This window comes from Streptomyces sp. TLI_185 (genome assembly GCF_003814765.1).
In the GTDB taxonomy this organism is placed as follows: Bacteria; Actinomycetota; Actinomycetes; order Streptomycetales; family Streptomycetaceae; genus Streptomyces.
The window spans coordinates 148,383-162,846 of record NZ_RKRB01000001.1; the positions used below are offsets into that span (position 1 = coordinate 148,383).

15 protein-coding genes and 2 pseudogenes are annotated in these 14,464 nt (G+C 65.7%); 6 read left to right on the forward strand and 11 right to left on the reverse strand.

Annotated features, from left to right (window positions below):
• Positions 1 to 51: 51 nt before the first annotated feature.
• The 9 genes and pseudogenes from EDD92_RS00595 to EDD92_RS00635 form a co-directional block, all read right to left on the reverse strand.
• Positions 52 to 1,002, reverse strand: coding sequence for a GNAT family N-acetyltransferase (locus EDD92_RS00595; RefSeq protein ID WP_123962359.1), 951 nt, complete (start codon positions 1,000 to 1,002; stop codon positions 52 to 54).
• Positions 1,002 to 1,580, reverse strand: a complete 579-nt coding sequence (locus EDD92_RS00600; protein WP_123962360.1) for a dihydrofolate reductase family protein — start codon at positions 1,578 to 1,580, stop codon at positions 1,002 to 1,004. The genes EDD92_RS00595 and EDD92_RS00600 overlap by 1 nt, the downstream gene beginning before the upstream one ends.
• A gap of 496 nt (positions 1,581 to 2,076) precedes the next feature.
• Positions 2,077 to 2,235, reverse strand: a pseudogene (locus EDD92_RS00610) (IS5/IS1182 family transposase); the annotation flags it as partial.
• Between the two features lie 402 nt (positions 2,236 to 2,637).
• Positions 2,638 to 3,432: an aminoglycoside phosphotransferase gene (locus EDD92_RS00615; protein ID WP_260326254.1), complete on the reverse strand. Its 795-nt coding sequence runs from the start codon at positions 3,430 to 3,432 to the stop codon at positions 2,638 to 2,640.
• A gap of 66 nt (positions 3,433 to 3,498) precedes the next feature.
• Positions 3,499 to 3,645 (reverse strand): hypothetical protein, encoded by a 147-nt coding sequence (locus EDD92_RS49680; protein WP_185124506.1) that lies wholly within the window; start codon positions 3,643 to 3,645, stop codon positions 3,499 to 3,501.
• Between the two features lie 96 nt (positions 3,646 to 3,741).
• Positions 3,742 to 3,924, reverse strand: a complete 183-nt coding sequence (locus EDD92_RS00620; RefSeq protein ID WP_123962361.1) for a DUF397 domain-containing protein — start codon at positions 3,922 to 3,924, stop codon at positions 3,742 to 3,744.
• 9 nt (positions 3,925 to 3,933) lie between these two features.
• Positions 3,934 to 4,788, reverse strand: coding sequence for a helix-turn-helix transcriptional regulator (locus tag EDD92_RS00625; RefSeq protein ID WP_123962362.1), 855 nt, complete (start codon positions 4,786 to 4,788; stop codon positions 3,934 to 3,936).
• Between the two features lie 7 nt (positions 4,789 to 4,795).
• Positions 4,796 to 5,320 (reverse strand): DUF6879 family protein, encoded by a 525-nt coding sequence (locus tag EDD92_RS00630; RefSeq protein WP_123962363.1) that lies wholly within the window; start codon positions 5,318 to 5,320, stop codon positions 4,796 to 4,798.
• The gene (locus tag EDD92_RS00635) at positions 5,280 to 5,699 is read right to left on the reverse strand and encodes a hypothetical protein (RefSeq protein ID WP_123962364.1); all 420 of its coding nucleotides are present in this window, start codon (positions 5,697 to 5,699) and stop codon (positions 5,280 to 5,282) included. Before EDD92_RS00635 ends, EDD92_RS00630 begins: the two co-directional genes overlap by 41 nt.
• A gap of 190 nt (positions 5,700 to 5,889) precedes the next feature.
• Between EDD92_RS00635 and EDD92_RS00640 the strand changes: the two genes are divergently transcribed.
• The 5 genes from EDD92_RS00640 to EDD92_RS00660 all read left to right on the forward strand — a co-directional run bounded on the left by EDD92_RS00640 (position 5,890) and on the right by EDD92_RS00660 (position 10,341).
• On the forward strand, positions 5,890 to 6,249 hold the full coding sequence (locus EDD92_RS00640) for a hypothetical protein (RefSeq protein ID WP_260326255.1): 360 nt from the start codon (positions 5,890 to 5,892) through the stop codon (positions 6,247 to 6,249).
• Between the two features lie 439 nt (positions 6,250 to 6,688).
• Complete coding sequence (locus EDD92_RS00650; RefSeq protein ID WP_123962367.1) at positions 6,689 to 7,810, forward strand: radical SAM protein; 1,122 nt, start codon at positions 6,689 to 6,691, stop codon at positions 7,808 to 7,810.
• Positions 7,807 to 7,974 carry a hypothetical protein gene (locus tag EDD92_RS49685; RefSeq protein ID WP_185123882.1) on the forward strand — a complete coding sequence of 56 codons (168 nt, stop codon included), beginning with the start codon at positions 7,807 to 7,809 and terminating at the stop codon, positions 7,972 to 7,974. Before EDD92_RS00650 ends, EDD92_RS49685 begins: the two co-directional genes overlap by 4 nt.
• An 82-nt stretch (positions 7,975 to 8,056) precedes the next feature.
• Positions 8,057 to 8,926, forward strand: coding sequence for a GNAT family N-acetyltransferase (locus EDD92_RS00655; RefSeq protein WP_123962368.1), 870 nt, complete (start codon positions 8,057 to 8,059; stop codon positions 8,924 to 8,926).
• Positions 8,927 to 10,011: 1,085 nt separating this feature from the next.
• Positions 10,012 to 10,341, forward strand: a complete 330-nt coding sequence (locus tag EDD92_RS00660) for an Lsr2 family protein (RefSeq protein ID WP_123962369.1) — start codon at positions 10,012 to 10,014, stop codon at positions 10,339 to 10,341.
• A 67-nt stretch (positions 10,342 to 10,408) separates the two neighbouring features.
• Here the strand turns inward: EDD92_RS00660 and EDD92_RS00665 are convergent, their stop codons facing one another.
• Both EDD92_RS00665 and EDD92_RS00670 read right to left on the reverse strand, forming a co-directional pair.
• A complete protein-coding gene (locus EDD92_RS00665) occupies positions 10,409 to 10,831 on the reverse strand; it encodes a hypothetical protein (RefSeq protein ID WP_123962370.1) in 423 nt (140 codons plus the stop codon).
• 540 nt (positions 10,832 to 11,371) lie between these two features.
• A pseudogene (locus EDD92_RS00670) lies at positions 11,372 to 11,850 on the reverse strand (transposase); the annotation flags it as partial.
• 426 nt (positions 11,851 to 12,276) lie between these two features.
• Between EDD92_RS00670 and EDD92_RS00675 the strand changes: the two are divergent.
• Positions 12,277 to 14,304, forward strand: coding sequence for a S8 family serine peptidase (locus EDD92_RS00675; RefSeq protein WP_123962371.1), 2,028 nt, complete (start codon positions 12,277 to 12,279; stop codon positions 14,302 to 14,304).
• The last annotated feature ends 160 nt before the right edge of the window (positions 14,305 to 14,464 follow it).

Genomic DNA, 14,464 nt, shown 5'->3' on the forward strand with positions numbered 1-14,464 from the left:
GTACGCGGACCGGGCGGGACGGATCCGGGTACGGCGGCGCTGCGGCTACGGCTACCGCTCGGCCACCGGCGCGGACCAGATCATCCGGATCTGTGTGGTCCGGTAGCCGGCCCGTGCGAATGCGGCCGCCATCGGCGCGTTCCCGGTGTCGGTGGTGGCGGTGATCAGTTTGGCGCCCGCCTGCGCATGGCTCCGGGTGACCTCGGCCAGCAGGTCGTCCACATAGCCGCGGCCGCGGAGCTCGGGCAGCACGCCGAGGAATCCGACGTTCCGGGCGTAAGGCGTCGCGGAGGGGATCGCCACCCCGGCGAGCCGCCCGTCGGGACCGTACGCCAGCCGCCACCACTCCCGCTCGCCCGGACAGCCGAGATAGAACTCCAACTCCTCTCGGGCGGCCGCCTCGACGCCCAGCGCGGCAACGTTCCGGCGGGTCTCGTCGTCCAGGCTGCCGACCGCGATCCGCCGCAGCACCGCGAGGAACTCCTCGTCGGAGGCCGAGGCGAAGGTGAGCCGGTTCCCGGGCTTCGGCAGCACATCGCCCACCGCCCACTCCAGCCGCAGCCGCTCCACCTCGTGACTGAGACCGGCGGCCCGCGCGGCGGCCCGGCGCCAGGCCACCGCGTCCGCCGCCACCGGGTCGTCGCGCCAACCGACTGGCAGCGTCAGGTTGTACAGCGGCGGCTTCGGCGCGCCCGCGTCGGCGAACGCCCGCAGCCCGGCGGTGAGCAGCCCGGTCGCCACCTGGGCCCGGTCGCCCGCCGCCGGGTCGACGTGCAGACAGTCCAAGGCGACCGGGTGGGCGCTGTCCGCGCGGCCCCACCACAGGGCGCGGGCCAGCAGCCGCCCGTCGTCGTCCTCGGCGAGCCAGGTCCACTCCGGCCGGTACATCCCTTTCCCGAGCTCGTCCCGGTAGCGGTCGGCGTCGATCCAGCCGACGGGCTCGGGCACTGTCACCGCGGCGACGCGGTCGACCTCGGCCCCGGTCGTGGGTCGAAACAGCATCAGTGCTCCTGGCGTTGGACGTAGCTGGCCAAGGTGGTGCCGGTGAGGAAGACCCGGGATTCGCAAAGCTGCCAGTCGGCAGGGGCGAACGGGGCGCGGAAGAGTGGGATGCCGCTGCCGAACACCACCGGGTAGCGCTTCACCACCAGTTGGTCGATCTCCCCGAGCAACTGCCCGGCGATGCCGGCCCCGCCGCACAGCCAGATGCCGGCGCCCGGCTGCCTCTTGAGGCCACGAACGAACTCCACCGGGTCCCCCGACACCACCTCCACCTCCGGGTCGTTCCGGGTCAGGGTGGAGGAGAAGACGTACTGCCGCAGATGTGCATACGGGCTGGTGACCCCGATCCGCAAAGCGGGCTCGTAGGTGGCACGGCCCATGAGGATCGTGTCGAAGACCTTGTTGGGCACGTCGGCGAGACCCAGCCCCTCGCGGGCGTGGGTGGGGATCGTCTCGGGGAACTCGCTGAGGATCGCGTCCTTGAGATCGCCGTCGAATCCGGACGAATCAGTCTCCCCGTCCGGTCCGGCGATGAAGCCGTCGAGGCTGCAGCCGATGTAGTAGGTGAGCTGACGCATGGGCGGCCTTTCGTTCGTTGCCGGGTGACCGTCGGGCCCCGGGAGACCGACGAGGACGCCCCGAACCTAGGCCGCAGTCGCCTACCCGGGCATCGGTCACAGCGACCCAATGTGTCGGCTCCGACCTGCCGACCATGCGATGCTGACTGTGCAGTCCCAGTGTCAGCGACGCCTCAAAAATGGACCAGTAGCGACGCTTGGGTTCACAGCGCGGCAGCGCGCCTGCGCACCAGGAGGTTTGCGTCCCCCGGCCGATCGCCTCGCCTGACGCGGCGGCGCGACCGCTCTGATCATGCTGGGCGCAGCGCGAGTGTCGGGGTTTCTGGCCACCCGGCCCCGCCCCATGACCGCCCAGCGGTAGACGGCAGATGGCCTGCTCGGCGCCTTCACACTGCGGACCGCCCTGTCCCGAACTCCTGTCCCCACCTGAGCCAGGCCCACCTCACTGGGACGCCAGTCCTGCCATGGCTGCCGATACACGGGCCGGCCCAGCCCATCACCCGGTCCTCCAAGGACAGGCCCCACGGCCGCCCCAGACGCACCTCGTCGGCGCCCTCGCGGCGCAGCGCTGCCACCAACTTGCCGAAGCGGCGCAGGCTCAGACCGGTGAACGGGCCATCCAGGAGGGCTCCGACGCCACGATCACACCGGCCACACCAAAATCATCTCACTCGTGGCTGGCAGTTACGGGACACCCCGCGCTGAAGCCCCGCCCGAGACACCCACCGAGCGGCCATGCCCGTCTGCACCTGACCGAACCAGTGGAACTACAAAAGATCGAGCACCCCACCCGCGTCTCACCAAGCGTGACGCCGAAAGACGTCACCAAGCCGCCGATTGCGCATCAACTGCCGACAGCCCCGCGCCACCAGCCTGCCCATGTCGGCACCACAGCAGGTCGAAGGCCCGCCGTTGCTAACCGAGTCCCGGACCCTAGAGCTCACCCCCCTTCACTGCCGGAACGTCAACGGCCGTGATCTGTTACACCCAACGTCTGTGTCCCTAAGCTGGGGAGGTGGCTCGGGGCACAGACGTTGGGAGGATCGGGCCTGTCCGGTTACCTTCGGTGCTCCTCCCAGGAGCGTGCCGCCTCCCGCATGGGGTTCGCCCAGTCGTCGGTGCTCTCGGCCGCGATGGAGTCCCAGAGACGGCGCTGGACGCGGGCCAGGGCATTGAGGCCTTCCGCCGGGGCGAGCGCCCATGCCGGGTGGGTGGCGGACGCACGCTCCGCCTGATCGCAGGTGTGGCCGTGAGCGATCAGCCAGAGCAGCCAGAGCGCGGGGTCGATCCAGGCGGCGCCGGTGGAGGCCCAGCCCCAGTCCACAAAGAGGGCTCTGTCCCCGGATACGAGGACGTTGTGCGGGTTCCACTCCGTGTGGAGGAGGCTGTCACCAGCGAACCAGGACAGGTCTGCGGGGTCGTCCACGAAGGTGCGGAGCCGATGCGGCATGCTCTTCAACTCGAGTGCCGGCGCCGGGACCTTGGCCAACCGCCTCATGGTGGCCATGACCGCCGGCAGGTCGCGGGACTTGGGCGTAAAGTCGGCGTGGCCGCCGTTGACGTACTCGAATCCGAGCAGACTCCAGCCGTCCTCTTCGATGTGCCAGAGCAATTCCGGGGCGATTCCCCGGAGGTATGGGCTGATCTGCGCCTCCCGATTCTGGGTCCATACGCGCGGGTGATCCATGGGCAGGCCCTTGACGAACAGGGTGTCCTCGGGGGTGCGCACGCGGGCGGCGATTGCGCTGTTCAGGCCTGCGTTGATGTTCCCGACGTCGACAATAGGGCCGCTGACCTTCTCGATCAGCCGCCGCACGGCGTCCGGCAGGTCGGTGAGCCGCTGCGTGGGCATTGCGGAGAGCCTCCAAGGGAAGGTGCCGGGGCCGCCTTCAGAGGCAGCCCCGGGCAGGTGGGGTGGCTAGTTGTACGGGTTGTCGTCGCCGCAGCCGGGCAGCGCTCCGGCGAGCAGGGCGTCCACGTCCTCGACCAGGGTGACCTCCTCGGGATCCTGCACAGCAGTCTCCGGCTTGCGCGTCAGCACCGCTCGCGCCACCCCATTCGCCACGTCAACCACCTGCCCCTTGTGTGATCGAGGTCACGCACAGAAAGCGCTGCCAGCCAGCGCCTATGGACCGGCGACAGCACCCCGCGAGGCTCGCTGCTAGGTCTCCTTGACGAACTCGACGAAGGCCACCCACGTCGTCGGCTGGACGGCCAGCAAGCCGCGGCTGCGGTCCTTCGTGTCCCGGGCCATCACCAAGGCCGGTTGATTGTCGGCTACTTCGACGCAGTTCTCCGTCCCGGTATAGGAGCTGGTCCGCCAGTTCGGGCTCACGGGCTGCATGCTGTTCTCCTAGTCGCTCGGCATCTGATCGAAGTGCTGGATGGCGGTGAGAATGAGGTCTCTGACGGCGGTGCCGTAGACCGCGGACTGCTTCAAGAGGGCGAAGGCCTTGGCGTACAGCTCGATCTCTCGGGGCTGGGTGACAGAGAACTCCGCTGAGAAGGTCTCCACCAGGACAAGCTTGTCGTCGAACATAGAGAAGCCGTGACCGAGCCATATTCGTGTGGCGGCAGTTCGAGGGACGACGCCGAGGCTGACACGGGGCAGTCCCATCAAGGCTAGTAGGCGGTCGAGTTGGGCTTTCATCACCTCCGGTCCGCCGACGTTGGAGTACAGAGCCTGCTCGCCGAGGAGGACGTTGTAGATCCGGTTGCCCTCGTAGAGGTAGCGTTGTCGTTCAAGCCGCTTACCGACGGCGGCCTCGGTGTCGTTGGGGAACTCCAGGAAGCGGACCGCCTGTTGGAAGATTTCCGCGGCGTAGTCGGCGGTCTGAAAGGTGCCCCAGACCAGGTTGGGATGCCAGATCCGAAAGACCTTGGTCTTGGCGTAGACGGGTAGCGACTTCTTCTGCCGTGTCTCGGCGCCCGTCTGAACCTGCCGACGCCACTCGAGCCACAGCTCGTCGATGTGGCGCACGGTGGCAATGAGGTCGTCGATGTGCCCCTCTTGCTGGGTGGCCGTGCACCAGGCCCGGATGTCCTGCTCGCTGGCGTTCTGCTTGCCGTGCTCGAGACGGGAGACCTTCGACTCCTGCCAGCCGAGTGCGCGCGCCAAGGCCCGGCCGCTTGTGAATCCGGCATCCTTCCGGAAGCCGCGCAGCCGGGCGCCCAGCGCCTCGCGCGTTTCTTGTGCTTGGTTGCTCACGGATGCGTCAGGGCTTGTACTCGCGGTGTGGGGTGGCCAGGTCCCAAAGCAGATCCCGAACCCGGACACACTCAGCGATGACCTCGGGAGTCTCGATCAGCTCTGAGCCCAGGACACGACCGTCCTCGTCGAAGTGGCCGACGGCCAGGAGCCGGTCGTCGAACAGCCACCAGTCGTTGCCACCGGCGGGGAAGACCAACTCGTCGGGAAGAAAGTGACGGGGCAGCCACCGGATGTCCTCGCCGGCCTTCTCGTTGTGCGTGGTGGCCACGTGCTCCCACTGGATGTAGGGCGTGTGGGGTTCGGTGACGACCCGCAGGCGTCGGACGGTCTTGCCCTCACCGGTGACCTGCTGGATGAGCTGCGTCCACGGCTCCATGTACGCGTAGTCGACGGGCTCACCCCGCAGCCAACTCTGGTACGGACCGTCCTCGTCCGGGACGGAGTAGTCATCCCTCAATTCCAGATGGAACGCGTCTGCCGTGAAGGTCTCAAAGAGCCGGTTGCGCTTGGCGCTGGAGATCAGCTCCACGCGGTTCCTCCAGTAGGGCGGTGATCGCGGCCTTCGGGACCTCGACCACACTCTCGTAGTCCGGAATCTCCACCTGGGACAGCGCCTCGGGGTCCGTGACCTCCGCGCCCTGGACGACGTAGGTGCCGCCGGGCGTGAGGATCATGATCGGGTCGTCGAGACGCTTGAACTCGCCGGCCGTCAGTCCATCCTCCTTCAGGAACTCAAACAGCTCCGTCGGTACCTCCACAGCCGTCTGTCCTTCGCGGACGTCGAGCTGCATCAGCAGGTCGTTCGCGAAGATCTTCCAGCCCTGGACGAGGTAAGTGTCCCGGTCCGTGGCGTACAAGGTCGGGCAGTCGCCCACGGTGGAGTTCTTACCAAGGAACCGTAGCTTCATGGCGCTCTCCTGTCTGCTGCCTTGCGCTTGTTTGCGCGACAACCCGATGCTTGAGGGCTCGTTCGAGCCCGTCAATCGACTTGCTGCAAACTCGCGCAATCTCCTTGGGAGTTGACCGTCGGCCGCTCTACGTTCGTTCTCAGACCCAGTCCGCGCAGGCGGCATCGAGGGGAGAAGCGTGGTGGCGAGCGTGACCGAGGAAGCCGAGACCGGCGTCGACGGCTTGCCCATCGATGTCGAGGGGATCTCGGACGTCACGGATGGCGTGCTGAAAATGGATCTGAGCACGTCGACCCGTGAGGACATCGACTTCAAGACCACGAGGGTCGTCGGTCTCTTGAGCTTGCTCCTGGCTGAAGACCTGGGCGCGAACAACGACGACGAAGTCATGGGCCTGTTTCGTCAGGCGTACAAGCTGCTGGAGCTGACCAGCCGCCCCGGCAGACAGACGGCGAGTTTCACGGCCTACTTCTTCATGCGCGACGTAGCCAGCCTCTCCCGGCGCCTTCTGTGGGTCTACGTCGAGAGGAACGGCGGGGTACCGCGATGACTGACAGACAGCTGCCTGGCGTGGGTGACGAGGTCGAGTACCAGCCGGGATGCCGAGCGATCGTGACGGACGTCAGCCATGGCGTGCCCATCCTCCGGGCCGCTGCTCGTTCCGAGTGGCCGGCCGACAATCCAGACCAGCTCGTGGTGACGCGGACTCGGCAGGAGCGCATCGAGGCCGAGGCATGACCCGTCGCCAGTGGGTCAGAGGCACATGTCTACTCTGCCGTCGCTCCGATCAGCTCGTGATCTTCATAGGCCCCGTCGAAGCAGGCGGCCTGTCGGCCCCGGCCTTCGCTTGCGAGGGCTGCTGCGCGTGGTGTCGCTACATCGTCCACTCCTACAACCAGCGGCGGGACGCGCGTTCTGCCGTATAGCTCCCGCCCCGGCTCGGTTCCCCTGTACGAGCCGGGGCGGGGCTCAGCCTCAGGAGGTATCGGATGCACCAGCTGATCGTCAGCCCGTTCCTGGATGGCTATTTGGCCGTCCGGCCAGGGAGCACTGCCTGTGTGCGCTTGCCAGCCGAGCACTACGAAGATGTACGTGCCCGGACCGACGACCGCATACCCGGCTGGCTGACGGCCGCCGCCGCCGAAGCCTGGGGCCTCGACCTGGACGGCCAGGCCGCCAGCCCGGCGCTCCTGGTGCGCGAGCCGACCGAACTCGCTTTCGCGCGGGCGAGTTGGGAGATCAACCTCTACTGCAACTTCGGCTGCAAGCACTGCTACCTCGGCGAGCGCCCCCTGGCCGGCTTGAACTGGGACGAGAAGGTTAAGCTCATCGACATCTTCCGCGACTCCGGAGTCTTGTGGCTCCAGATTACGGGTGGTGAGCCGACCGTCGATCCCGACTTCGAGGGCGCGTACCGGTACGCCTACCGCCAGGGCATGATGCTCACGGTCTCGACCAACGCCTCGCGCCTATGGAAGCCCGAGCTGCTACGGCTGTTCCGGGACTGCCCGCCGTACCACGTCGTCGTCAGCATGTACGGCGCCACCGAGGAGTCGTTCGACGAACTCACCCAGCGCAAGGGTGCCTGGAAGAACTTCCAAAAGGGCATGGCCGCTGCCCGCAATGCTGGCCTGCCGCTTCGAGTGTCCGTCGTGGTCACGGAAGACAACGCCCATGAGGTCGACGCCATGGTGAACGTGGTGAACGGCTGGGGCCTGGACCACCACGTCTACACCAACATGCAGCCGACCTTCTCCGGCACCGGCGAGCCCCTGCTCGTCCAGTCAACGGAGCACCTGCGAAAGCGGCCGTTCTTCCAGGGCTGCAACGCGGGAGTGACCTTCTTCCACGCCGACCCGCACGCCATGGTCTCGATCTGCAAGATCGGCCGAGACGACCAGATCAACCTCATGGCCGAGGGTCTGGACGGCCTTCGCCGACTCGGAGCCATCTCCGATCGGCTCATGCTTCGCACCGGTGGCTGCTCGGGCTGTTCGCTCTCCGGCTCCTGCCGGGTGTGCCGACCGCTCGCCAAGGTCTACCAGGAGGCGAAGGCACCACTGAACACCTACTGCCAGCACGGAGACACCAAGGAGATGGTGCACTCATGAGTCCCGTTCCCGTCGAGATCCAGACCAGCCGCCCGCCGGCCGTCCGCCCGGCTCTGCCCTCCAGCCTCGTCGCGACCACGGCGCTCGTCATCGAGGCGGACGCCGACGCCCTGATGGAAGGCAGCGCCTGCTCCTGCGCGGCCGGCGACGACAACCCGAACTGACCTACCCGGTCACTTGTGCTCAGGTCCTGGCGCATCCGCGTCCGGGCCTGAGCCCTGCACACGAAATGAGTACCTTGAGCACATGCGATTCCGGTGGGACTGGCTACGTCCGGTGGTACTGGCGCCTTACGTGCCAACGATCGGACCGGTCCACCCGTCCGTCCTCACCGAAGACCTGTTCACGGACACCCTGATCGCAGCCTCCACTGAGCGATGGTTCTTGCGCTACGACAAGGACATCCGCTGGTCCGAGACCAAGGACGAGGTCGTACTCGTCGAGGACATCGTCCACCGGCCCGGGGAGACGCTCATTCCCACGCTGTCCCAGCGCGGGAATGGCCTGGTCAAGGTCCATCTGTATGGCATCGAGCCCGAGAGCGTCGCCGCGGCCACCGAACTCGCACAGAAGCTGGCAGCTGAGCATGGAGCAGCGAAGGCGCGGATCGTCCGTTTCCTTGGTCCCGAAGCTCCGGACGGCCGCGGTACGCGCATTCAGCTCCAAGACTTCAGGACGGCTGTCTGCCCTGCTCCCGACGGCCCCGTCCGCCCCTTCCACGAATGGCCGGCGGACGTACGAGAAACCTTCGCCAGTTTCGCCGACGACTTGGCCGCGGACGGCTTCGCCTTCCTCTATCACCAGATGCAGGCCGGGACCGTCGGCCCGGTCCTGACCGCCGTCCTGGACGGCAAGGTGGCGGGCGCCATCGGTCCCATGGAGATCCGGCCCGACGCGATCGGCACCCCACAGCTGATGCCGCAGTACTTCGGCGTCCTCCCGGGACACCGCGGCCAGGGGCTGGGACGTCAGCTGTGGCGCGCTGCGATGTACTGGGGGCAGGTCAACGGGGCGGCCTACCAACTCCTCCAGACGGAGGTTGGCGGGCCTTCGGATCGCCTCTGCCACTCTGAAGGGCTTAGGTCACTCGGCTTCACCTACTGCGAGACCACTTGAAATCGCCAAGGCGGGGTTGCTCTCAAGTTGGATTCTAAAGTCGCTCTTCATGACCGACACTTCGGAGACCCCAGCTCGCTGATGTAACGATCGAGGAACTTAGTACGCTCCTCCTTCTCTACATCAGAGGTTAGTCCTGGCGGATTTCTCCTTCCAGAGAACAAAACGCTGACCAAAACCCACGGATTGTCTTTTGGTGCATATCCATCCCCAGGCCACACTTCAATATAAGTGAATCTTTTTTATAAAGCTTGCCATCCGACGAGACGAAGTTGTCGTACTTATTCACTCGCTCCCAAAAACGAAACGGATCCGTCATCCACGCCAAATATTTTCGATCGCGAGTGTAATCGGTAGTCATCCACGTCCAGTCGCTCTCCAGCTTTCTCATTCCCTTAGTGGCGCGGTAATATTACAGCCTCCCATCGCTGCCCCTCGTGAAGCACTATGCACCGGAATGCTTACTGCCAGGCTCAGGGAGATCAGCATTCTCTGTGGGCGTCTGACTGGGAACTCCATGCGTCACTGTCGGAGAGGCGGTGGACAGCGCTCCCTCATTAGCTCGAGCATTATCTGTCGTTAACACGTTGTCGACGAGTAACTTGCCGCCTAGCGGTGTGCATGTAGCGGCCAGCACCCAGCAACACATCACTGCCGCTACCTTGCTACGCATATGTCGCCACGTACGCCACCCACCGACGTCTTTGATGATCTTGCTACTGATGGCGCCACTAGCGACACCGGCCACACATACCGTGGCGCCCACCACGATGCCCTGGACACCGTGCAACCCCAACCCCATGTGAGCATTGTGACCTCAGTCGCGGCAGCAGGCTAGAGGTCCGCCGGAAGCCAGCGGCTCGTGGTCAGGCTTCATCAGGCGCCAGGTGCCGTCCTCGTAGTCGACCAGATCGGCCCTGCCGAGGTGCCGCTGCCACCAAAAGACAAATCGTTTGTAACGAACGAGCAGGGTGGTTGCCGAAACACTCCTAACCCATCGCAGAGCCGAAGCCACCCGGTTTGGTGTGCGGCATGCGTGTAAGCCATTAGACTCGGCGCATCCAAACAGAAGTGGGGATAATGCCATGGCTCAACGTACGGTGACCATCTACACCGATGACCTCACAGGTTCCCAAGGAGATGACATCGCCACGCACTCCTTCAGTCTCGATGGCGTCAGTTACGAAGTCGACCTAAATCCTGACAGCTACCAGCAGCTGCTGGACGCTCTGGGGCCCTTCGTGAAGGTTGGCCGTAAGGCGGGTGGAGGCCCTCGCCGCGGCGCGGGGAAGAAAGCCACCACTGGACCGGACCCGGTGAAGGTGCGCGAGTGGGCCCAGAGCCAGGGCATCGAGGTAAACGCTCGCGGTCGTGTGCCGAGGGATGTCATTGAGAAGTACCAAGCCGCCCACTAACCACTTGCATCCTCTTGCACGGCAGACGAGAGGGCGTCGGCGCTCACCTGCAGACGCCAACTCGATGTCACTGCTTCTTCTCTGAGCGAGGCACAAGATCACGGTCGGCGCGCTGAACGGCCTTGACCTCTTCTGGTCTCGCATTACGTGAAGCGATGACTTTGGTCGTGCCGACCGCCGCCTCACTCCCGAAGTACGCGATGATGACCGTCATGACGATGTTACGGAAGTCGCCCATCAGCTGGTGAGCGTAGGTCTGGGCACTCATCTGATCCTTCGTCTGACTGGCATCGTCAAACGCTGGCACCGTGAGCAGGAATGCCAACATAATCAGGGATGTCAGCAAAAAGCTCGATGCAATCGCGACTCGTGCTCGGTGCGAGGCAATGTAGAACCCTCCATAAGACAGAACGGCCACCACTGCTAACACTAGGCCAACGACTTGAAGGGGCGGAATCCATTTCTCCCAGCCACAAGCTTTGGAACCCATAGAGCTCCTTGCCCGAGAGCTGCTACTACTGCGCAGGTGATTGTGGTCCACCAGACTGGGGCATCGCCCACGCTCTTCCTGACCGTGGTAACACTCTTCTTCACCTTAGTGACTGGATTCACCACGACACCCGGCTCCCTTCTTCAAGGGTGGTCAGCCGGGCGAAAAGGAAGTTCCCAAGCGATTCAGTCGGCCGGCACCCGGCCAGCATGGCCTGCCCATGTGTCCAGATTACAACTGGTAGTTGAGATGAGCACGTCCAACGGTCGAGGCTGGTCCGCAGTCCGCAGTCCGCAGTCCGCAGACGCCAAGGCCGGAGTCTTGCGTTACGGTGAGCTTCGCTGGATCCACAAGCCTGATTACTTCGGGCCTAACCTCGATCTTTCGAAAGGGTCCACCGACTCCGTCGGTGGACCCTTTCGCTTTCCGGAGCTGGTGGCGGGCAGGCCGGCGACCGGCTGTCACGTCGGGTGGGTGCCGGGCTCCAATGCCCGGCGTGAGTGATGTTGTCGTCGGGACGGTGAAAGGTTGCTGGTCAGCCGGGGTTGGGCGGAGCGCGAGCCGTTCGCGTGCGGCGGTGATGTCGCCGGTCCAGGGCCGGTGCTGGGCGAGGCGGAGAATCCTGCGTCGGTCGGTGGTGACGAGTTGGGTGACTGCCGAGAGCAGGCGGAATCGCAGGCCGTGCGGCTCCCAGAATCGGGCATTGTCGGTGAGGGCGAGCCTGGGCATCCAGGCGAGCAGGTCGAGTGCGGTCTCGACGATCTGCAGCCAGACCTTGTTCTGGGCTGTTGCGTGGAGGCGCAAGCTGCGCAGGCCGGTGACCCGGGCGGCCTGGATCAGGTCCTCCGCGCGGGCAGCAGCCGACGACGGAGCTCGAGCTCGGCGATCGGCCGGTCAGGGGTGTTGGTCGCGAAGCACGTGATCCGCAGGCCGTCCGCGTCCGCAAGCCTCAACTGGACGCCAGGATGGGGTCGTTCCTATCGGACGATCTGTCGCATGCTCTTGGACCAGCCGTCCAGTCCACCGATCAGGTTGTTGTGCAGGACGATGGCCTGGCCCGGATCGTTGCGCGGGTAGATCGGTGAAGCAGCTGGCCCGCGGGGACGTGTTTGTCGTGGCCACGCAGAGCGGCAGAGGGGGCTATACGCCGGCCTGGTAAGAATTCTGGCGCTTGACGAGTCGTCAGATATGGGCTGTCGGCCTTCCGAGTGGCAACACAGCTCTACCAGTGTTTGCATGGAGTTGCAGCCCAGAAGGGCGACCGCCAGGTGAGCGTCGGCGCCACCGCCGGGCCCTCTGCGTCGAGCTTTCCTACTTCACCCCCTGTCCGGACCGCCCTTCGCCGCGCACCGGGCTGGAAGGGAGCTTCCTGTGGGTACGGCATGCGCAGTGCCGGTGCGCCATGGCTGCCCATGCGCCTTCCCCACCCCCTCCGGGAGTTCAGCATGTCCAGTATCACCATCAACGGCGTGACAGTGGACCCGCTAGCCCAGGCCGATGACCTGGCCACCGCATCATTGGTGTCCGAGGACGCCTCCGCGTCCAACTACCTACTCGTCCAGACCACACACCCACCCACAGCCGAGGAGAAGGAAGAACTCACGACGCTCGGGGTGGTGATCCACGAATACGTTCCGGACGACACCTATCTGTGTGGCTTCCGACCTGCAGATCTGGATGCCGTGCGCGCCCTGCCCTTCGTGACCTGGGCAGACGTGTACTTCAAGGGCTTCAAGATCGCCCAGTCGCTTCGATCGAAGCGGCTGCGCCCGGGGGTCGCCGTGCTGGCCGACCCCATGGAGGCGGTGGGTCCTCGGACCCGGACCATCGACATCGTGCTGCACCAGGACGTCGAGGTGAGCTCGGACAGGCTACGGGACCGGCTCGCGGCCGCGGCCGGTGTCAGCCCCGGCGACGTCGAGCCCGATCGCGACAAGGTACGCGTGACGGTCCGTGAGGAGGACCTGCCCGCGCTCGCCGAGCTCGACGAGGTGAGGGAGATCGAGGAAGTCCCGGAGAGGGTGCTGTACAACACCGTCTCCGGGAACCTGATGCACGCCCACGTGTCCCTCAACGGCACGAAGTTCCGGGGCGAGGGCCAGATCGTGTGTGTCGCTGACACCGGGTTCGACAAGGGGTCCACCACCAATGTGCATCCTGCCTTCACCGGCCGGGTCAAGCGCCTGGTCGCCCTGGGACGTACGAGCCCCGCGCGGACGGACGACCCCGATGGGCACGGCACGCACGTGGCGGGCTCCGTCCTCGGCGACGGGACGTCGACTTCGATGGGCGGAGCCATCACCGGTACGGCACCCGAGGCGAGACTGGTCCTCCAGTCCACAATGGCCGACGACGGCACGCTGTCCGGCATCCCGCGGAACCTGCGTGACTTGTTCGAGCCACCCTTCCTGGAGGACGGGGCACGGATCCACACCAATTCGTGGGGCCCGATCACCCCGGGGCTTGCGTACAACAAGAGCGCACGCGAGGTCGATCAGTTCGTCTGGGACAACAAGGACTTCGTCATCTGCTTCGCCGCGGGCAACGACGGTACGGACCGGGACGGTGATGGTCGTATCAACCTGAGGGCCGTCAGCGGGGAGACCGGGGCCAAGAACATCATCACCGTCGGCGCCAGCGAAGGCGACCGCCCCCAGATCCCCCACACCTATGACGACCTGAGGCCGCTCTCCTATCCCGCGCCACCGATCCGCGGCGACAGGATGGCGGACAACCCCGCCGGGATGGCGGCGTTCAGCAGTCGCGGCCCGACCCAGGAGGGGCGGCTCAAGCCCGACGTGGTCGCACCCGGCACGGCGATCCTTTCGACGCGCTCGCGGATCGCGCCGGACCACGGTCACTTCGGCCTCTCCACGGATCCCGCGTTCATGTTTGACAGCGGCACCAGCATGGCCACCCCGCTGGTCGCCGGCTGTGTGGCGGTATTGCGGGAGACCCTGGTGAAGAACGGCACGCCGAAACCCAGTGCCGCGCTCATCAAGGCCATGCTGATCAACGGTGCGGATGAGCTCAAGGGCCAGTACGTCCCCTCCGAGGCGGGCCCCTCCCCCAACAACAGCTCGGGCTTCGGCATCGTCAACCTCCAGCGTGCCGTCGTCCTCCCGACCGATGCGGGCCAGGCGGGCTTCACCGACGCCAAGGAGCTCGACCAGGGAGAAGAGCGTGCGTTCACCATCGCGATCCCCGAGGGCGCGCCCCACACCCTGAAGGTCACACTCGTCTGGACGGACCCCCCTGGCCCGGCCCTGCAGAACGACCTCGACCTGATCGTCCGCGCAGGGGGTCAGGAACGCCACGGCAACATGGGCACGGCTCCCGGGTTCGACCGCGTCAACAACGTCGAGCAAGTGCACTGGGCGGAGATCCCCGCCGGGGAGGCCGAAATCATCGTCAGCGCCTTTCGGATCACCGAGTTCGCCCAGCCGTACGCCGTCGCCTGGCGCATCCTCTGACTCGTCTACGGCCACTGTTTCGGCCCCTCCCGCCGAGACAGTGGCCTGGACGGGCCGTGCCTGACAGCACCCGCCGCCGTGGTGGCGGACAGTATGATCGACGCCTCACCTTCTGCAGCCCCCTCTTTCAGTCATGGTGAAGGGCAGTCAGGTCGGCGGA

Coding starts and splice junctions, on each gene's coding strand:
- EDD92_RS00595 (WP_123962359.1), bottom strand. CDS start 1,002: ATGCTGTTTCGACCCACGACCGGGGCCGAGGTCGACCGCGTCGCCGCG.
- EDD92_RS00600 (WP_123962360.1), bottom strand. CDS start 1,580: ATGCGTCAGCTCACCTACTACATCGGCTGCAGCCTCGACGGCTTCATC.
- EDD92_RS00615 (WP_260326254.1), bottom strand. CDS start 3,432: ATGCCCACGCAGCGGCTCACCGACCTGCCGGACGCCGTGCGGCGGCTG.
- EDD92_RS00620 (WP_123962361.1), bottom strand. CDS start 3,924: ATGCAGCCCGTGAGCCCGAACTGGCGGACCAGCTCCTATACCGGGACG.
- EDD92_RS00635 (WP_123962364.1), bottom strand. CDS start 5,699: ATGAAGCTACGGTTCCTTGGTAAGAACTCCACCGTGGGCGACTGCCCG.
- EDD92_RS00650 (WP_123962367.1), top strand. CDS start 6,689: ATGCACCAGCTGATCGTCAGCCCGTTCCTGGATGGCTATTTGGCCGTC.
- EDD92_RS49685 (WP_185123882.1), top strand. CDS start 7,807: ATGAGTCCCGTTCCCGTCGAGATCCAGACCAGCCGCCCGCCGGCCGTC.
- EDD92_RS00655 (WP_123962368.1), top strand. CDS start 8,057: ATGCGATTCCGGTGGGACTGGCTACGTCCGGTGGTACTGGCGCCTTAC.
- EDD92_RS00660 (WP_123962369.1), top strand. CDS start 10,012: ATGGCTCAACGTACGGTGACCATCTACACCGATGACCTCACAGGTTCC.
- EDD92_RS00665 (WP_123962370.1), bottom strand. CDS start 10,831: ATGGGTTCCAAAGCTTGTGGCTGGGAGAAATGGATTCCGCCCCTTCAA.
- EDD92_RS00675 (WP_123962371.1), top strand. CDS start 12,277: ATGTCCAGTATCACCATCAACGGCGTGACAGTGGACCCGCTAGCCCAG.